Raw genomic sequence first — 16,199 nt, 5'->3', positions numbered from 1 at the left:
AACGGTCCTGCCATCACTGCGACAGTTTCGATTGCAGGAAATCGCGCACCAAGGTCGGCTCGACGTCCTTGGCGATCACCGCGCGTCCCACCGCCTCCAGCAGGATGAAAGTGAGCTTGCCGCGCTTGACCTTCTTGTCCTGCGCCATCAGCGCCATCAGCGCATCGGCATCGACAAGTCCTTCCTGCGCGAAACCGGCGATGTCCTGCAGGCGCGTCGGCAGGCCGGCCTCGATCAGGTGCCGTTCGACGCGCATCGCATCGGCCTCGCCGATCATGCCGAGCCTGGCCGAGAACTGCGCCGCCAGCGTCATGCCGATCGCGACGCCCTCGCCGTGGAACAGGCGATCGGAGAAGCCGGTCGCCGCTTCCAGCGCATGACCGAAGGTGTGGCCGAGATTGAGCAGCGCGCGCTCGCCGGTCTCGCGCTCGTCGCGGGAGACGACGCCCGCCTTGGCGCGGCACGAGGTCGCGATCGCGTGCTCGCGCGCGGAGCCGCCCTTGAAGATGTCGGAATGGTTCTTTTCCAGCCAGGTGAAGAAGGCCTCGTCGCCGAGCACGCCGTATTTGGCGACCTCGGCGTAGCCGGCGCGGAACTGGCGCGGCGACAGCGTGTCGAGCACGGCGGTGTCGGCGATGACCAGCACCGGCTGGTGGAAGGCCCCTAGCAGGTTCTTGCCCTGCGGCGAGTTGATGCCGGTCTTGCCGCCGACGGATGAATCGACCTGCGCGAGAAGCGAGGTCGGCACCTGCACGAAATCGACGCCGCGACGCAGGATCGCCGCGGCAAAGCCGGCGAGATCGCCGACCACGCCGCCGCCGAGCGCGATGACGAGATCGTTGCGCTCGATTCTGGCGGCGATCAGCGCTTCGCTGACTTTTTCGAGGCCCGCATAGGTCTTGGAGATCTCGCCTTCCTCGACGACGATGCGCGAGGTCGGAATACCGCTGGCTGCGAGCGACGCCTCAGTGGGCTCGAGCCAGTATTTCGCGACGGTGCGGTCGGTCACGATGGCCGTGCGCACGCCCGGCCGCAAGGCTGCGACCCGTTCTCCAAGCGAAGACAGCACGCCGCGGCCGATGACGATGTCATAGGCGCGGTCGCCGAGCGCGACGTCGACCTTGACTGGATCGGAATGTTTCAACGGCGCAGTCATCGTACAGCACTCGCAACGTCGGCAGGTGGTTGGGCGGCCTGTCCGCCGCAGAGATGGGCGTGCAGCGCCTCGATGCACTCCTCGACGATCCGGTCGTGCGGCACGTCGCGCGAGGCGATGGTGAGGTCGGCATTGGCATAGACCGGCTCGCGCTGGGCGAGAAGGCGCGTCACGGTTCCTTCGGGATCGGCGGTCTGAAGCAGCGGACGATCGGCACGGCGCCGCACGCGGCGCATGATGACGTCATGGTCCGCCCTCAGCCAGATCGAGATGGCCTTCGCCGCGATGCGCGCGCGCGTCTCCTCGCGCATGAAAGCGCCGCCACCGGTCGCCAGCACGATCGGCCCGCCCTCGAGCAGGCGCGCGATCACGCGGGCCTCGCCGTCGCGGAAATAGGGCTCGCCATGGGTCGCAAAGATTTCCGGAATGGTCATGCCGGCGTGGGCCACCTCGATTTCGACATCGGCATCGAGAAATCGCAGGCCAAGCCGCGCCGCCAACCGCCGGCCGATGGTGGACTTGCCCACCCCCATCATGCCGACCAGCACGATCGAGCGCGCGCCGAGCGCCGACAGGATGTCGGCCTCAGGGGTCGCTTGTGCTGGCACCGCGGCGTCGGACATTGTCTCGCTCGATTGGATCTCGCTCGAACTGCCGCCGGGGGCGGCATGCTTTGGCCACCTATACGATCCCATGGGGGCCCTCGCCAGAGGACTCTTGCCACGAAACGGCGAACATGTTGGATGATTTCATTGGTTAATTTGGCTGCCGAGACCTACCAAGAGCCCTACGCGAGACCCCTATCCAAGTCCTCTGCCCGAGACCCCAGAACGATGCCCAGCCTGTTCCGCTTCCTGACGGTCGTCGCCGTGATCGCCGGCATCGTCTATGGCGTGGTCTTCGCGCTGGCGAACTTCGTCAATCCCAAGCCGCGGGAAATGACGGTGACGATCCCGCCGGATAAATTTCTCAAGAAATAGGCGCTAGCCTCCGAGGCATGCCCACCAAGCCCTCAGACGCCAAGCTCATCGGCCTGTTCCTCGACATGCTCGCGGCGGAACAGGGCGCCGGGCCCAATACGCTCGACGCCTATCGCCGCGATCTCACCGATTTCTCGGAATTTCTGGGCCGCGTCGGCCACAATTTTGTGGACGCGGAAACGCAGACGCTGCGCGACTATCTCGCCGATCTCGACATCCGCGGCTTCAAATCCACCAGCGTCGCCCGCCGCCTGTCGGCGATGCGGCATCTCTACCGCTTCCTCCTCAATGAGCGCATCCGCGGCGACGATCCGGCCGCGATCCTGTCCGGCCCCAAGCGCGGCCGCGGCCTGCCCAAGGTGCTGTCGATCGCGGATGTCGACCGCATGCTCCGCCGCGCCAAGGAGTTAAGCGAGGCGGAAGAGGCCTCGCCGGCGAAGCGGCTGCGCGCTCTCAGGCTCTATTGCCTGCTCGAGGTGCTCTACGCCACGGGCCTGCGCGTCTCCGAACTGGTGGCGCTGCCGCGCTCGGCGGCCAAGCGCGACGCCCGCATGATCGTGGTGCGCGGCAAGGGCAACAAGGAGCGCCTGGTGCCGCTCAACGAGGCCTCGCGGCAGGCGATGGCGGATTACCTCGCCGCGACGGAAGCCGCGAAGACCGAGAAGAAGAAAGACGGCCTCGCCGCCTCGAAATGGCTATTCCCCTCCTTCGGCGAGAGCGGACATCTGACACGGCAGCATTTCGCCCGCGATTTGAAGGAGCTCGCGGTCGCCTCCGGCCTGCAGGCCCGGCTGGTCTCTCCGCACGTGCTGCGCCACGCCTTTGCCAGCCACCTGCTGCACAATGGCGCCGATCTGCGCATCGTGCAGACGCTGCTCGGCCACACCGACATCTCCACGACGCAGATCTACACCCATGTGGTCGAGGAGCGGCTGAAGAGCCTGGTGCGCGACCTGCACCCGCTGGCGGAGAAGTAGGGGTCGCGGTGCGCTCCCTCTCCCGCAAGCGAGAGCTTTGCTTAATTGGACGCGGGGGAGTGATTGCCGCTGTTGGGCGTTTTTTGCGTAGCGTTGGACGTCGGCGGCATCGAAGGTTTGCGCTTTCGTGGTCGACTGATTGGGTTGGGCGGTCATGCGGCAACTCCCGCAGGAGACAACGCCACCCATCGTTTGAGATTCATTGCCAGGCAGATCAGGCGCAGATGCGTCTGGTTGCGCGCCCAGCCCAGATAGCGGGCGCGCGCCCAGCGGTAGCTGCCCTTGAGGCGCGCGAAGACCTGCTCGACCGGTGCGCGGCGCTTTCCCACGGCACCGTTGAAGCGCTTCTGCCGCGCGGTCAGCGGATGATGCTTGTTGGGCCGGAACATCAGCCGCGGCTTGATGCCTCGCGCGCGCAGGCCGCTACGGCGCTCGTGCTTGTCATAGGCCTGGTCGGCATAGACCGCCTTCTCATCACCACAGACCAACTCGTCGGCGGGCACCGTATCGTTGACCGCAGCATCGGTCAGCTTGCTGCGGCGGATGATTGCCGAGCCCTGGTCGATGCCAACATGGGCCTTGTAGCCGAAGTATCGTTTGCCGCCCTTCTTGGTCCATCGCGCATCCGGATCGCGCTTGCTGTTGACCAGTTTGCTCGGCGCCCGACCGTCCGGGCCGGGGGGCTGCGGCTCCTCTGGTGGCTTCGGCGGCTTCACCGCCGCCGGGATCAGGCTCGCGTCGATTAGTGTACCCCGCCGCACCACCAGCCCATGCGCATCGATCTGGCGCAGGATCTCACCGAACAGCCTCTCGTCCAGGCCGGCCCGCTGCAAACTGTCGCGGAAGCGCCAGATCGTGGCGTGATCGGGTGTCTCATCGCCGAGCACAAAGCCGCAGAAATCGCGGAATGAGGCGCGGTCATCAAGCGCCTCTTCAAGCTCCGGATCGGACAGCCCGTACCATTGCTGCAGCAACAGCGCCTTGAACATCACCAGCCGCGGATAGGCCGGCGCCCCACGCTCCGGTTCCGGCAGACCGCCTAGCACGCCCCCTACCGCTGCCCAATCGACCAAGTCCCCAATCCGTCTCAGCACCGGATTGCCTTTTCCCCGTCGCGACACCAGCGCGTCCGCAAAGCTCGGTTGTCCAACCTGTCGATAGGCCATTCCCGTCCTCCCTCAGCGGTCTAGGGAATCGCAGATTCGCGAATATGCAAAGCTCTCGCTTGCGGGAGAGGGGCGGGGAGAGGGTGTTCCGCAATGGGATAACCCCCTAGAGGAGAAAGCCCTCACCCGCGCCTTCGGCGCGACCTCTCCCGCAAGCGGGAGAGGTGCACTAACCGCCTTGACTTCGGCCGCATCTCCGCAGAAAGAGCCGGGGCCTTATTGATTGATTTGGCTGGCGGCACACGAGCGCACAAGCCAAACCATTGAAGACGCTAAACTTCTTTCCGCAACCCTAACCTCGCTTCGCTCCAAGGCCCCGCCCCCCTATATTGAGTTGATGCAAGACCAGATGCGCAGCTATCTCGACTTCGAAAAGCCCGTCGCCGAGCTCGACTCCAAGGTCGATGAATTGCGGGCGCTCGCGGCGTCCGGCACCGACATCAGCGACGAGATCGGGCGGATCGAGGACAAGGCGGCGCAGGCGCTGGCCGACCTCTACCAGAACCTGACGCCGTGGCAGAAGACGCTGGTCGCGCGGCATCCGCAGCGGCCGCATTTCAACGACTTCATCAAGGGCCTGATCACCGAATTCACCCCGCTCGCCGGCGACCGCAAGTTCGGCGAGGACGAGGCGCTGGTCGCCGGCTTCGGCCGCTTCCGCGGCGAGCCGATCTGCGTGATGGGCCAGGAGAAGGGCGATTCCACCGACAGCCGTATCAGGCACAATTTCGGCATGGCGCGACCCGAAGGCTATCGCAAATGCGTGCGGCTGATGGAGATGGCCGAGCGCTTCGGCCTCCCCGTGCTGTCGCTCGCCGATTCCGCGGGCGCCTATCCCGGCATCGGCGCCGAGGAGCGCGGCCAGGCCGAGGCGATCGCACGCTCGACCGACGCCTGCCTCGCCCTGACCGTGCCGAACGTCGCCATCATCACCGGCGAGGGCATGTCGGGCGGCGCCATCGCCATCACCACCGCCAACAAGGTGCTGATGCTGGAGCACGCGATCTACAGCGTGATCTCGCCGGAGGCGGCGTCCTCCATCCTCTGGCGCGACGGCACCAAGGCGCAGGAAGCCGCCAACAACATGAAGATCACCGCCCAGGACATGCTCCGCTTCGGCGTGATCGACCAGATCCTGAAGGAGCCGGTCGGCGGCGCCCATCGCGACCCCGCGGCCATGATCGCCACCACGGGTGAGGCCATCGCCAAGGCCTTCGACGAGCTCCGGGACCTCGACGCCGAGGCCATCCGCAAGCAGCGGCGGCAGAAATTCCTCGATATCGGCCGGAAACTGGGCTGATTCGGGTGGGTTCGTCGGCCACCGATGCCGTCATTCCGGGGCGATGCGAAGCATCGAACCCGGAATCTCGAGATTCCGGGTTCGCCCTTTCGGGCGCCCCGGAATGACGGCTGCCAACTCCGGTAACCCCGCATTAACCCTTTTTTTGCCCAAATCGGCGATCTCAGTGACGATGTGGCCGCGTGGTCCAAGTTCCGGCCCAGTTTAAGTCTCTGTTGACCACAGCTTTGGGCCAACGCCCTCGTGATCCCCGCTCGGGTTGCGACCACATGACCCAGAGGTTAGAATTTTAATCAATGGCTTCAGGGCACAAGCGCTGGGGCGTGAGCTGAAAAAGCCCGTCATGACGGGTCCGGTTCGCCGGTCGGATCATGCTCCAGAAGAATTGGGGTTCGCGCTCGCTGCCCGGCACGGTGTGGGGTCCATCTTGATTTCTCGTTCGCTTGCTCGCGCGCTCTTGGCTTCGGTTGCGCTGATGACGGCCGGCGGCCTGCTGGCCGGCTGCAACACCGACCAGGTCTCGCTCGCGACCAACGCCAAGGCCAACCAGCCGGTGCCGCCGAAGCTGATCGCTGCGATGGCCGAGAAGGACATGGATCTGCAATCGCCGATCCTGGTCCGCCTGTTCAAGCAGGAGGCCGAGCTCGAGATCTGGAAGCAGACCCGGTCAGGCAAGTTCGCGCTGCTCAAGACCTATCCGATCTGCCGCTGGTCCGGCGACCTCGGCCCCAAGGTGCGCGAAGGCGACCGCCAGGCGCCGGAAGGATTCTACTCGATCAACCCGAGCCAGATGAATCCGCAATCGGCCTATTACCTGTCCTTCAACACGGGCTATCCGAACGCGTTCGACAAGGCTTTGGGGCGCACCGGCTCGCAGCTGATGGTGCATGGCGATTGCTCCTCGCGCGGTTGCTACGCGATGACGGACGAGCAGATCGCGGAGATCTATTCGCTCGGGCGCGAATCCTTCTTCGGCGGCCAGAAGGCGTTCCAGCTGCAGGCCTATCCGTTCAAGATGACGCCGGTGAACATGGCCAGGCACCGGAACAATCCGAACATGCCGTTCTGGAAGATGATCAAGGAAGGCTATGATCATTTCGAGGTGACGCGGCAGGAGCCGAAGGTCGATTTCTGCGAGAAGAAATACGTGTTCGACGCCGCGAAGCCGGCGGACGCCAAGCGCGATCCGGTGTTCGACGCCTCGGCGAAATGCCCGGCCTATGTGATCCCCGAGGAGATCGCCGAGGCCGTGCGCGGGAAGCAGGCCAGGGACGAAACGGAATACGCCAGGCTCGTCGCCAAGGGCACACCGGTGGCGCGCATGAACACCGGCATCGACGGCGGCATGAACAAGGTGTTCGCCGCCAAGATTCCGGAAGGCTCGACCGGCCTCTCCGAGGGCGCCGAAGGCACCACGCTGCAGATGCTGGCGATGGCGAAGGCGCCGGGCACGATCCCCGGCCACGTCAATCCGCCGAAGCCCAATCTCGATGCGGTGGCATCCGCGCCTGCACCGCAGGAAGAGCCGGTCACGGCCGTCAGCGCGCCCGCAACCACGCGCGTCGCCGCAGTTGCGCCGGCGGAGAGAGCTCAAGAGAAATCCCAGGAGAAATCCTCGGGCGGCGGCTTCTTCTCGAACCTCGGCCGCAAGATGGGCCTCGGCACCGCCGACACCACGGCGACCACGCCTCCGCCGCAGGCCACTGCGTCCGTGGCACCGGCCCAGACGTCCGTGACGCCGCCCACGGCAGCATCGAGGCTCAAGGCCGCAGTGACCCGCTTCGTGCCGGGGCATGACAAGTCCAAGGATGCCGCAAAGGACGCGCCGAAGCCGGCTGTTGCCGCCGCCAAGCCCGCCGAACCGGCGAAGCCGGATACGCGCCTTGCCGCGACGCGTCCGGCGCTGAAGCCGTCGGTCTCGGACGGCGCGAGCGAAGCGACGCAGATCATGGGCGCCGCGCCGGTGGTGCAGTCGAACTCGTTCGACAGCCGCTTTGGGGCGGTGAAGTAGGGTTCGATTGATTCCCTGCAAGAGCAGCGATCCGTCCCGCATTTGCGGCGATGCCGCCATATCCTCCGTCGTCATCCCCGCCACCGGGTCTTGCCTTCGGCGAGCCCGATCACAGGCTCCAGCGGGGAATCCAGTTTTCCGGAAGCCTGCGTTATCGATCGAGAGGCCGCGGCGTACTGGATGCCCCGCTTTCGCGGAGCATGACAGCTGAGCTCGGTGTCGGAGCGGCGCACCTCACGCGCAGACCTACGGCGCCAGATACCGCATCAGCTCCGGATTGCTCCGCACCGCGCCCGCCTCGCCTTGCAGGGCGACCCTGCCGCGGTCGAGGACGTAGGCGTAGTCGGCGACGCGCAGCGCCAGGTCGAGGTGCTGCTCGACGATGATGACGGCGATCTCCTTGGCGAGATCGATCAGGCGTTCGGTGATCTCCTCGATGACGCCGATCCAGACGCCCTCGGTCGGCTCGTCCAGCAGCAATAGCTTGGGATCGCCCAACATGGCGCGGCCGATCGCGAGCATCTTGCGCTCGCCGCCGGAGAGCGTGCCGGCGGGCTGGTCGAGCCGCTGGCCGAGTTTCGGGAAGATGGTCAGCACGTGATCGACCGCGTCGGCCTTCTTGCTCGCGAGCGAACCGACCGCGAGATTGTCGCGCACCGACAGGCGCGCGAACACCGAATGCTCCTGCGGGACGTAGCCGATGCCGGCGCGGACGCGCTCCTGGGTGGCGCGGCGGCTGATGTCGCGGCCGTCGAAGCCGATCTCGCCCTTCCACGCCGGCAGCTCGCCGACAATGGTCTTCATCAGCGTGGTCTTGCCGGCACCGTTGCGGCCGAGCACGGCGACGCCGCCGCGCCAGGGAATGCCGAGGCTGACGTCGAACAGGACCTGGCTGCGGCCATAGCCGGCGTCGAGATGCTTGATGTCCAAAAATTCAGGCACGGCGCAGATAGATCTCCTGGACGGCCTTGTTGGCCTGGATCTCGGACACCGTGCCTGACGCCAGCACCTTGCCCTGGTCGAGCACGGTGAGGCGGTCGCAGATGTCGCGGATGAAATCGAGGTCGTGCTCGACGATGACGAGCGAGCAATGCTGCTTGATCGGCTGCAGCAATTCGCCGGTGACGCGGCGCTCCTCCAGGCTCATGCCGCCGGTGGGTTCGTCGAGCAGCAGCAGCTTCGGCTTGCCGGCGAGCGCCATCGCGATCTCCAGCCATTGCTGCTGGCCATGCGACAGCGCGGCGGCCGCGTCGAAGGCGCGGTCGGCGAGGCGGAACTGCGTCAGCATGGTCATGACCTGGTCGTGCAGCAGCCCGCGCGTGCGCGAGAACACGAGGTCGAGCAGCGAGCACTGCGCCTGCAACGCGAGCAGGATGTTGTCGTAGAGCGTCAGCGTCGGCAGCACGCTGGTGATCTGGAATTTCAGGCTCATGCCGGCCCGCGCCCGCTCGGTCGGCGTGAACGCGGTGATGTCGGTGTTGACGAAGCTCACCTTGCCCTGGGTCGGCACCTCGGCGCCGGCGATGCACTTCATCAGCGTGCTCTTGCCGGAGCCGTTCGGGCCGATCAGGCCGTGAAACTCGTTCTCGCCGACGGTGAGCGCCGCGCCGTCGAGCGCCGTGAGCTTGCCGAAGACCTTCTTGATGTCGGCGGCCTCAAGGAGCGGCATTGCGCTTCTCCTTTGGCTTCGCACCGAAGCTGCCGACCCGCTCGCGCTCGCCGAGCACGAAGCTGATCAGGCCGAGCGGCCGGAACAGGATCACGAGCAGCAGCAGCAGGCCCAGAATGATCGGCCAGACGTCACGATAATTGTCCGACAGCCAGAAGCTGACGCCCTCGACGATGACGGTGCCGATGACGGCACCGATCAGCGTGCCGGAGCCGCCGAACAGCACGTAGAGCACGACCTGGGTCGAGACCACGACGCCGACCATGTTGGGCCAGACGAAGCCCTCGTGGAAGGCGTAGAGGCTGCCGGCAAGGCCCGCAATGGCGCCGCCGATGGTGAAGATGATGGCCTTCAGGTGCTGCGCCTTGTAGCCGAAGAAGGCGATGCGCTGCTCGTTCTCGCGGAGGCCCGCGAGCGCGAGGCCGAACTGCGAGCGCACGAGGAAGCGGCAGAGCAGGTAGACGACGACGAGAATGCCGAGCACGAGATAATAAAAGGCCGGACCTTCCGTGAACTCGTAGCCGCCGAGCGACATCGGCGCGATCGAGGGAATGCCGTTCTGGCCGCCGAGATAATACCAGCCGCGGGCTAGGCGGTCCGCAGCATAGGAGCCGGTGAGCGTGCCCAGCGACACGAAGATCACGCTGGAGGGATGCCGTCCGAGCAGCAGGAATCCGCCGAGCAGGAGCGCGGAGGTAAGTCCGATGATGGTCCCCGCCGGCAGCACCAGGAGGATGTTGGTGATGTCGAGGTCGCGCGCGAGCAGCGCGACGCCGTAGCCGGCCGAGCCGAAGAACAAGGCCTGGCCGAAGCTCATGATGCCGGCATAGCCCCAGACCAGGTCGAACGACAGCGCGAACAGCGCCAGGATGATCACCCGCGTCGCGAAGACCGTGAGGTAGTCCTGCAGCACCAGCGGCGCGAGCAGCGCCGCGACCAGCACGACGCCCTCAACGATCGGCAGGATCTTTCGCCCCGTCGATGCGCTCTTGGCCACCGGAACGTCGGCTTCGCTGCCAACGTTGGCGTGGACAGCCTGTTTAGCCGCACCCATGGTCTTCAGCATTTCGAATTCGACATCGTGGGATCAGTCCGCCTGGTCGTGGTTCACCTCTCCCCAACGGGGAGGGGTGAAGAGAGAGCCTCTCGGCTGGTACGGATGCAAGTCAAACTGACGATGATCCGGCATGTGTCGTCAGCATTCCTTGGGATCGACGAGGCCGTTGCTGCGGGCGACGATCTCGTAATTCCCACCCTTGGCGACGGCGGTGTACATCTTCATCTTGCAGTGCCGCTTGCCCGGCACCATCTCGGCCGGTCCGCCCGGACCTTCCGCGATCTTGGCGTGGTCGAGCGCGGCGGCGACCGACTCGCGATCGATCTTGCCCGCTTCCTTGACCGCAGCTTCCCACAGCTTGAGGCCGCGATAGGTGCCGGTGGCGGCGCTGCCGGCGGCGAATAGGAAGTTGCCGGGGAAATCCTTCTCGTACGCGGCCTGGATCTTGGCGTCGAACGGGTTCTCCTTGGTCAGCACCTTGAAATAGTCGAGGCAGCTTGCGAGGCCCTCGATCTCCGCGGCCTGGTTGATGTTGAGCGTGTTCTCGTCATAGTAGACACAGGCGAGCCGCCCGCCGTTCTTGAGGAAGCCCGCTTCATAGAGCTGCTTGAAGAACGGACCGACGCCCGGCGGGATGACGGTGTTGAAGACGACGTCGACCTTGTTGGAGATGATGCGGTTGACGGTCGAGGAGAAATCGACCTGGTCGAGCGGGTAGTATTCCTCGAACACGACCTCGCCGCCGTTGGCTTCGATCACCTTGCGGGCGTAGACGTTGAGCGTGTGCGGCCAGACATAGTTGGCGCTGGGCAGCGCGAACTTCTTGCCGCCGTTCTTGATCAGCCAGGGGATGAACTCGTCGCACTGCTGCGCCGGCGTCGGGCCGGTGCAGAACAGGTAGGGCGTGCACTCCTTGCCTTCGTAGAGCTGCGGATAGATGTAGAGCGTCTTGCCGCGGGCGACGATCGGATCCTTGATCGCGTTGCGCATCGAGGAGGTGATACCGCCGAGCACCATGTCGACCTTGTCGCGCTGGATCAGCTTTCGCACGTTGCCGACGGCCACGGATTCGTTGGACGCGGTGTCCTCGATGTAGAGCTCGAGCGGACGGCCGAGCAGGCCGCCGGCCGCGTTGATCTCCTTGATCACCATTTTCGCGACGTTGGCGTCGGCGTTGCCGGCATAGGCGATGGGGCCGGTGAGGTCGGTGGCGATGCCGACCTTGATCGGGCCCTCGGCCGCGTTGGCCCAGGGCGCCGGGATCACCCAGCTGCCGACACCGGTTGCGACCGCGCCGGACGCAAAGGCGAAATTGGAGAGGAAACGACGTCGCGTGAGCTGAATACGATCGAGCATGTGATTAAACCCCTTTTCCAGCGATGAGGCCCTGCGGGCGGAATTTGATGAAGACAATGGCGAGCACGAAAACGAGGACGTCGGCGACGACGGGCGCCATCACCCAGGGCAGCGCCGCGCTGAGGGTGCCGATGACGCCGGCGCCGGCGACCGGGCCGATGAAGGAGCCGACGCCACCAACCATGACCGCGACAAAGCCCTGGATCAGGAAGCGCAGCCCGAGATCGGCGTAGAGGCTGAACACCGGCACGATCAGCGCGCCGGCAAGCCCAGCGAGCGCGGAGCCGAACGCGAAGGTGGCGCCGTACATCAAGGGCGTGGAGATGCCGGAGGCGCGCGCCAGCGACGGGTTCTCCAGCGTGGCGCGCATGCGCAGGCCGAAGCTGGTGCGCGAGAGCAGCAGGTAACAGCCGGCCATCACGAGGAGGGTGATGACGATGATGGTGAAGCGCCAGGCCGAGATGTGCATGGCACCGATGTCAATCGAGCCGCCGATCGGCTCCGGCACGGTGAGATAGAAGCCGCCGATCAGGCCGCGCACGGATTCGCGGATGATCAGGCCGAGCGCATAGGTGCCGAGCATGGCGACAATGGGCGCGGCGTAGAACCTGCGGATGATCAGCGCCTCCAGCACGAAGCCGAGCGCGCCGACGACGAAGGGCGCCGCGACCATGCCGGCCCAGATCGGCAAGCCCCTGGCATAGGCGAGATAGGTGATGTAGGCGCCGAGCAGGACGAACTCGCCTTGCGCGAAGTTGAAGATGCCCATCATGCTGGCGATGATCCCGAGCCCCAGCACGATCAGAACGATGATCGCCCCGAAGCTCAGGATCTCGAACGTCGCGACGAACGCGTTAGCCATGCGCCGGAGCCTTTCCCGTTCCGATGGAATCGGAACGGGCCTCTAGAATCCAGTTTTGACGCGTTTTCCCGACACGAACCGGGGTCCGGTTCGCGCGAAAACGTCCTGGCCTTCCGCCCTCCATCAACACCTCGTTCACATCTTCTTCCAGTCGCCGATCTGCTCGAAGGCATGGGCGGCGCGGTAGATGGTCGTCTCCTCGAACATGCGGCCGACCAGCATCAGGCCGGCCGGCAGGCCATCGACCATGCCGCAAGGCAGCGACATCGCGGGATGATGCGTGATGTCGAACGGAGCGGTGTTGGAGATCATCTCGAGCGCGCGGGCGACGTACTCCTCGCGGCTGGCGTTGGGCTCCGGCAGCTTGGTCGCCTTCATCGGCGTGGTCGGCATCAGCAGGAGATCGTAATCCTTGAACGCCTTGTCGTAGGCCGCGGTCAGGCGGCGCGAGATGTTGAGTGCCTTGCCGTAGAAGCGTGGACCGAAATTGTTGTTGATGTAGGTGCCGAGCATCATGAACAGCTTCGTGGTCTCCGACAGCGAATCGGCCTGCCGGCGCCAGCCGCGATGGAAATCCATCAGCGAGGTCGAATAGAGGTCGCCGCGGCTGAGGCCGTAGCCGTCGCCGAACATCATGGTCTGGGTCAGGCCTTCGGTACCGATCGGGGTCCAGATCGCGCCGCCCAGGAGGTGCATCGGGATCGAGACGGTCTCGACCGTGGCGCCGAGATCCTTGAAACGCTTTGCCGCCTCGCGCACGCTTTCATTCACCGCGGCTTCGGCGCCCGGCTGCTCGAAACCCTCCTTGAGGATGCCGATCTTCATGCCCTTGACGCCCTGGCCGAGCGCCTTGGTGTATTCCTCGACCTTCGGAGCCTTGATGCGAGGATCGTAGCCGTCGTCGCCGGCGAGCACTTCGAGCAGCAGCGCGTTGTCGGCGACCGTCGCGGTCATCGGGCCGGTATGGTCGACATAGATCTCGATCGGCATGATCCCGGTGTAGGGCACGAGGCCCCAGGTCGGCTTCATCCCGTAGATGCCGCAGAACGAGGACGGCATGCGGATCGAGCCGCCCTGATCGCCCCCGATCGCCATGTCGACCTCGCCGAGCGCGACCACGACGCCCGAGCCCGACGACGAGCCGCCGGCCGAGTAGCCCATCTTGTGCGGATTGTGCACCGGCCCGTAGGAGCCGGTGTGGCTGCCGCCGGAGAGGCAGAAGTGCTCGCAATGCACCTTGCCCTTGATCTCGGCGCCGGCATCCAGCATGCGCGTGACGATGGTGGCGTCGAAATCGGGCACATAGCCTTCCAGCGTCGACGACCCGTTGGTCATGGGAACGCCAGCCAGCATGATGTTGTCCTTCAGGGCAACGGTCTTGCCCTTCAACTTGCCGCTGGCGGCACCTTTCACGGTCGATTTGCGATACCAGGCATTGCGCGGGTTCTCCTCGGCCGAGGGCCGGTGGCCCGGCGTGCGCGGGTACTTCACCTCCGGCACCTCGTCCGGCATCGCGGCAACGAGATTGTAGGCCTCGATCGAGCCCTGCATCAGGCCGCGGAACGAGGCGACGTCGTCGTCGGTCAGCGAAAGGCCGCACTGCTCGGCGACGCTGCGAAGTTGGTCGGGCGTGGGAAGGACAACTGTCACGGCGCTCTCCTTGAAGACTTCTTGATTCCTGGCGTTTGAACGGAAGCCTTCCGCCCGCGCCTGCACGACGCGGGCCAATCCGGCTTCGCGGTGATACTACAGACGGAAATATTTTCCTTTTCAAGTATTATTTCGCGAAACGGCTGCGACGTATCGGCGGCCGCATTCAGAACGTCTTGATGATCCTGAAGTCGAGACCGTCGGCTTCAGCGAAGTACATCGGCATCTCGGCGCGGCCGTCGCGAAGAGTCACGGGACCGCGGCCGGCCGAGTAGACGGTGTTGCGCGCGGCCTTCAGGAGCGGACGAAACGCCAGCGAGCCGGCGCGGTTGGCCACGGACTCCAGGAAGCGCAACCCTTCATAATTCGACTGGCCGACGGAACCGACCGGCGGCGCATTGGCGCCGAACATGGCTTCGTATTTGCTGAGGAACTCGTCGTTGGCGCGTGAAGCCATGCAGTTGAAATAGCCGGAGGCGCAGAACAGATTCTCGGTGTTGTCGGCGCCGATGCCGAGCAGCACGGTCTCGTCCATCGCGCCCCCGAGCCGCAGCGTCGAGGTGGCAAGGCCCGCTTCGGCGAAGGCGCGGTTGAAGGTGATGCTGTCGGTGCCGATCAGGGAGATGAGCACCACGTCCGGCCTGGCGGCACGGATGCGCGCCAGATGCGGCTCGTGATTGTCCTCGCCGACCGGAACGAACTCCTCGCCGACGACCTGGCCGCCCGCTTCCTTGATGTAGCGCTTCACCGCACGATGCGACTGCCAGGGCCAGACGTAGTCGCTGCCGATCAGGTACCAGCGCGCCGCCTTCTTGACCTCCGCGAGCCAATGGATCGAGGGCCGGCTCTGCCAGCGCGGCGTCTCGCCGATCGCCATGACCCCCGGCGTGCGCTCGCCACCTTCATAGACCGGGGTGTAGACATAGGGGATGCGGTCGCCGGTGACCTTGCGCAGCGCGACGCGGACGGCACTGATATGCGAGCCCATGATCAGATCGACCTCGTCGAAGGCGATCGCCTGCTCGGCACGACGAACCACCTCGTCGATCGGGCCGCCGGAATCGTAGATCGACAGCTCCAGCTCGCGGCCCAGAATGCCGCCGCGCTTGTTGATCTCGGCGACCGCCAGCATCGCACTGTTGGTGGAACTCGGGCCCCAGATTCCGGGCGAGCCGGTGAAGGTGAGGAAATTGCCGATGCGCAACTTGTTGCGCGCGCCGCGCCGCTTCATGAAATGCGCATCGACCGGGGACAGGTCGAAATCCGCCGCCGATGACGACAAATTCCTGAACAGCAGGGACGGCGGCAACGCCGGGCCGCCATGAGCCGGGAGGTTCACCGTCGCGCGCACGCCAACTCCTGTCCGGGACCAGACCTGAAAGCACATTCTTCGGGCGGCTGCGGCTTCCGCCCTTTTGTTAGGCAATGATCCTATTTTGAAAATATTGAATGTTCAAGAATTGAAGTGCATATAGATGCAGCATCGATTGCAAGACATTCACTCATTTGGGTCAAGACGAAGTCTTAGCCGTGGCAAAACCGCCGAAAGAAAACTCCCCGATCACCGAACACCTCGCCTACCTGCTCGCGCAAGCCAACCGGGAAATCAACCGGCAGCTCGAACTGCGGTTGAGCAAGGAGGGCGTTCCCGTCGAGCAATGGCGCATCCTGAAAGTGCTGTCGGATGGCAACGGCCACTCGATGGGAGAGCTCGCGGATGCGGTGCTGCTCAACCATCCGACATTGACCAAGATGATCGACCGCATGGTCTCCGACACGCTGGTCTATCGCGTGCAGGACCCGAACGACCGCCGCAAGGTCCTGATGTTCATCTCCGACCGCGGCAAGGTGCTGTGCAGGAAGCTCAACTCGCTCGCGGTGGACCAGGAGGAGCACATCCTGGAAAGCTACGGCGGCAAGTCGACGAGCGAGCTCAAGCGGCTGCTGGAAAGCCTGATCGACAGTTCGAATTGATCCGCGGTATGGGTCCCTGCGTTCGCAGGGACGACGGCGTG

15 protein-coding genes are annotated in these 16,199 nt (G+C 65.1%); 5 read left to right on the top strand and 10 right to left on the bottom strand.

The genetic code is table 11. From position 1 onward, the window contains the following. Nucleotides 1–13: 13 nt before the first annotated feature. Nucleotides 14–1,156 (bottom strand): 3-dehydroquinate synthase, encoded by a 1,143-nt coding sequence (gene aroB, locus XH96_RS02840; protein ID WP_194390962.1) that lies wholly within the window; start codon nt 1,154–1,156, stop codon nt 14–16. Continuing rightward, entirely contained in the window at nt 1,153–1,779 is a 627-nt protein-coding gene (locus XH96_RS02835; protein WP_194390961.1) for a shikimate kinase, read from the bottom strand. Before XH96_RS02835 ends, aroB begins: the two co-directional genes overlap by 4 nt. A 210-nt stretch (nt 1,780–1,989) precedes the next feature. Between XH96_RS02835 and XH96_RS02830 the strand changes: the two genes are divergently transcribed. Both XH96_RS02830 and xerD read left to right on the top strand, forming a co-directional pair. Next, complete coding sequence (locus XH96_RS02830; RefSeq protein WP_035669499.1) at nt 1,990–2,136, top strand: hypothetical protein; 147 nt, start codon at nt 1,990–1,992, stop codon at nt 2,134–2,136. 17 nt (nt 2,137–2,153) lie between these two features. Then, nucleotides 2,154–3,113, top strand: coding sequence for a site-specific tyrosine recombinase XerD (gene xerD / locus XH96_RS02825; RefSeq protein ID WP_194390960.1), 960 nt, complete (start codon nt 2,154–2,156; stop codon nt 3,111–3,113). 152 nt (nt 3,114–3,265) lie between these two features. On the opposite strand, the gene XH96_RS02820 is transcribed toward xerD, so the two are convergent. After that, the gene (locus XH96_RS02820; RefSeq protein WP_194389004.1) at nt 3,266–4,279 is read right to left on the bottom strand and encodes an IS5 family transposase; all 1,014 of its coding nucleotides are present in this window, start codon (nt 4,277–4,279) and stop codon (nt 3,266–3,268) included. A 337-nt stretch (nt 4,280–4,616) separates the two neighbouring features. On the opposite strand from XH96_RS02820, the gene XH96_RS02815 reads away from it, so the two are divergent. Both XH96_RS02815 and XH96_RS02810 read left to right on the top strand, forming a co-directional pair. Continuing rightward, nucleotides 4,617–5,579 carry an acetyl-CoA carboxylase carboxyltransferase subunit alpha gene (locus XH96_RS02815; protein WP_131872680.1) on the top strand — a complete coding sequence of 321 codons (963 nt, stop codon included), beginning with the start codon at nt 4,617–4,619 and terminating at the stop codon, nt 5,577–5,579. A 475-nt stretch (nt 5,580–6,054) separates the two neighbouring features. Then, nucleotides 6,055–7,590 (top strand): murein L,D-transpeptidase family protein, encoded by a 1,536-nt coding sequence (locus tag XH96_RS02810; protein ID WP_246789916.1) that lies wholly within the window; start codon nt 6,055–6,057, stop codon nt 7,588–7,590. A 246-nt stretch (nt 7,591–7,836) separates the two neighbouring features. Here XH96_RS02810 and XH96_RS02805 read toward each other — a convergent pair whose 3' ends face one another. The 7 genes from XH96_RS02805 to XH96_RS02775 all read right to left on the bottom strand — a co-directional run bounded on the left by XH96_RS02805 (nt 7,837) and on the right by XH96_RS02775 (nt 15,571). Then, on the bottom strand, nt 7,837–8,532 hold the full coding sequence (locus XH96_RS02805; RefSeq protein WP_194390959.1) for an ABC transporter ATP-binding protein: 696 nt from the start codon (nt 8,530–8,532) through the stop codon (nt 7,837–7,839). Next, nucleotides 8,525–9,259 carry an ABC transporter ATP-binding protein gene (locus XH96_RS02800; protein ID WP_194390958.1) on the bottom strand — a complete coding sequence of 245 codons (735 nt, stop codon included), beginning with the start codon at nt 9,257–9,259 and terminating at the stop codon, nt 8,525–8,527. Before XH96_RS02800 ends, XH96_RS02805 begins: the two co-directional genes overlap by 8 nt. Further along, entirely contained in the window at nt 9,246–10,325 is a 1,080-nt protein-coding gene (locus XH96_RS02795) for a branched-chain amino acid ABC transporter permease (RefSeq protein ID WP_194390957.1), read from the bottom strand. The genes XH96_RS02800 and XH96_RS02795 overlap by 14 nt, the downstream gene beginning before the upstream one ends. Before the next feature lie 129 nt (nt 10,326–10,454). Then, complete coding sequence (locus XH96_RS02790) at nt 10,455–11,672, bottom strand: substrate-binding protein (RefSeq protein WP_028177468.1); 1,218 nt, start codon at nt 11,670–11,672, stop codon at nt 10,455–10,457. A gap of 4 nt (nt 11,673–11,676) precedes the next feature. Next, entirely contained in the window at nt 11,677–12,534 is an 858-nt protein-coding gene (locus tag XH96_RS02785; RefSeq protein ID WP_194390956.1) for a branched-chain amino acid ABC transporter permease, read from the bottom strand. Nucleotides 12,535–12,669: 135 nt separating this feature from the next. Continuing rightward, the gene (locus XH96_RS02780) at nt 12,670–14,184 is read right to left on the bottom strand and encodes an amidase (RefSeq protein ID WP_194390955.1); all 1,515 of its coding nucleotides are present in this window, start codon (nt 14,182–14,184) and stop codon (nt 12,670–12,672) included. A gap of 166 nt (nt 14,185–14,350) precedes the next feature. Next, nucleotides 14,351–15,571, bottom strand: a complete 1,221-nt coding sequence (locus tag XH96_RS02775) for a substrate-binding domain-containing protein (RefSeq protein ID WP_371739936.1) — start codon at nt 15,569–15,571, stop codon at nt 14,351–14,353. A gap of 143 nt (nt 15,572–15,714) precedes the next feature. Between XH96_RS02775 and XH96_RS02770 the strand changes: the two genes are divergently transcribed. Beyond that, complete coding sequence (locus XH96_RS02770) at nt 15,715–16,158, top strand: MarR family winged helix-turn-helix transcriptional regulator (protein WP_061882645.1); 444 nt, start codon at nt 15,715–15,717, stop codon at nt 16,156–16,158. Nucleotides 16,159–16,199 lie beyond the last annotated feature (41 nt).

Source organism: Bradyrhizobium sp. CCBAU 51765 (assembly GCF_015291725.1).
Taxonomy (GTDB): Bacteria; Pseudomonadota; Alphaproteobacteria; order Rhizobiales; family Xanthobacteraceae; genus Bradyrhizobium; species Bradyrhizobium liaoningense.
This window is presented reverse-complemented; position numbering and strand designations above follow the sequence as displayed.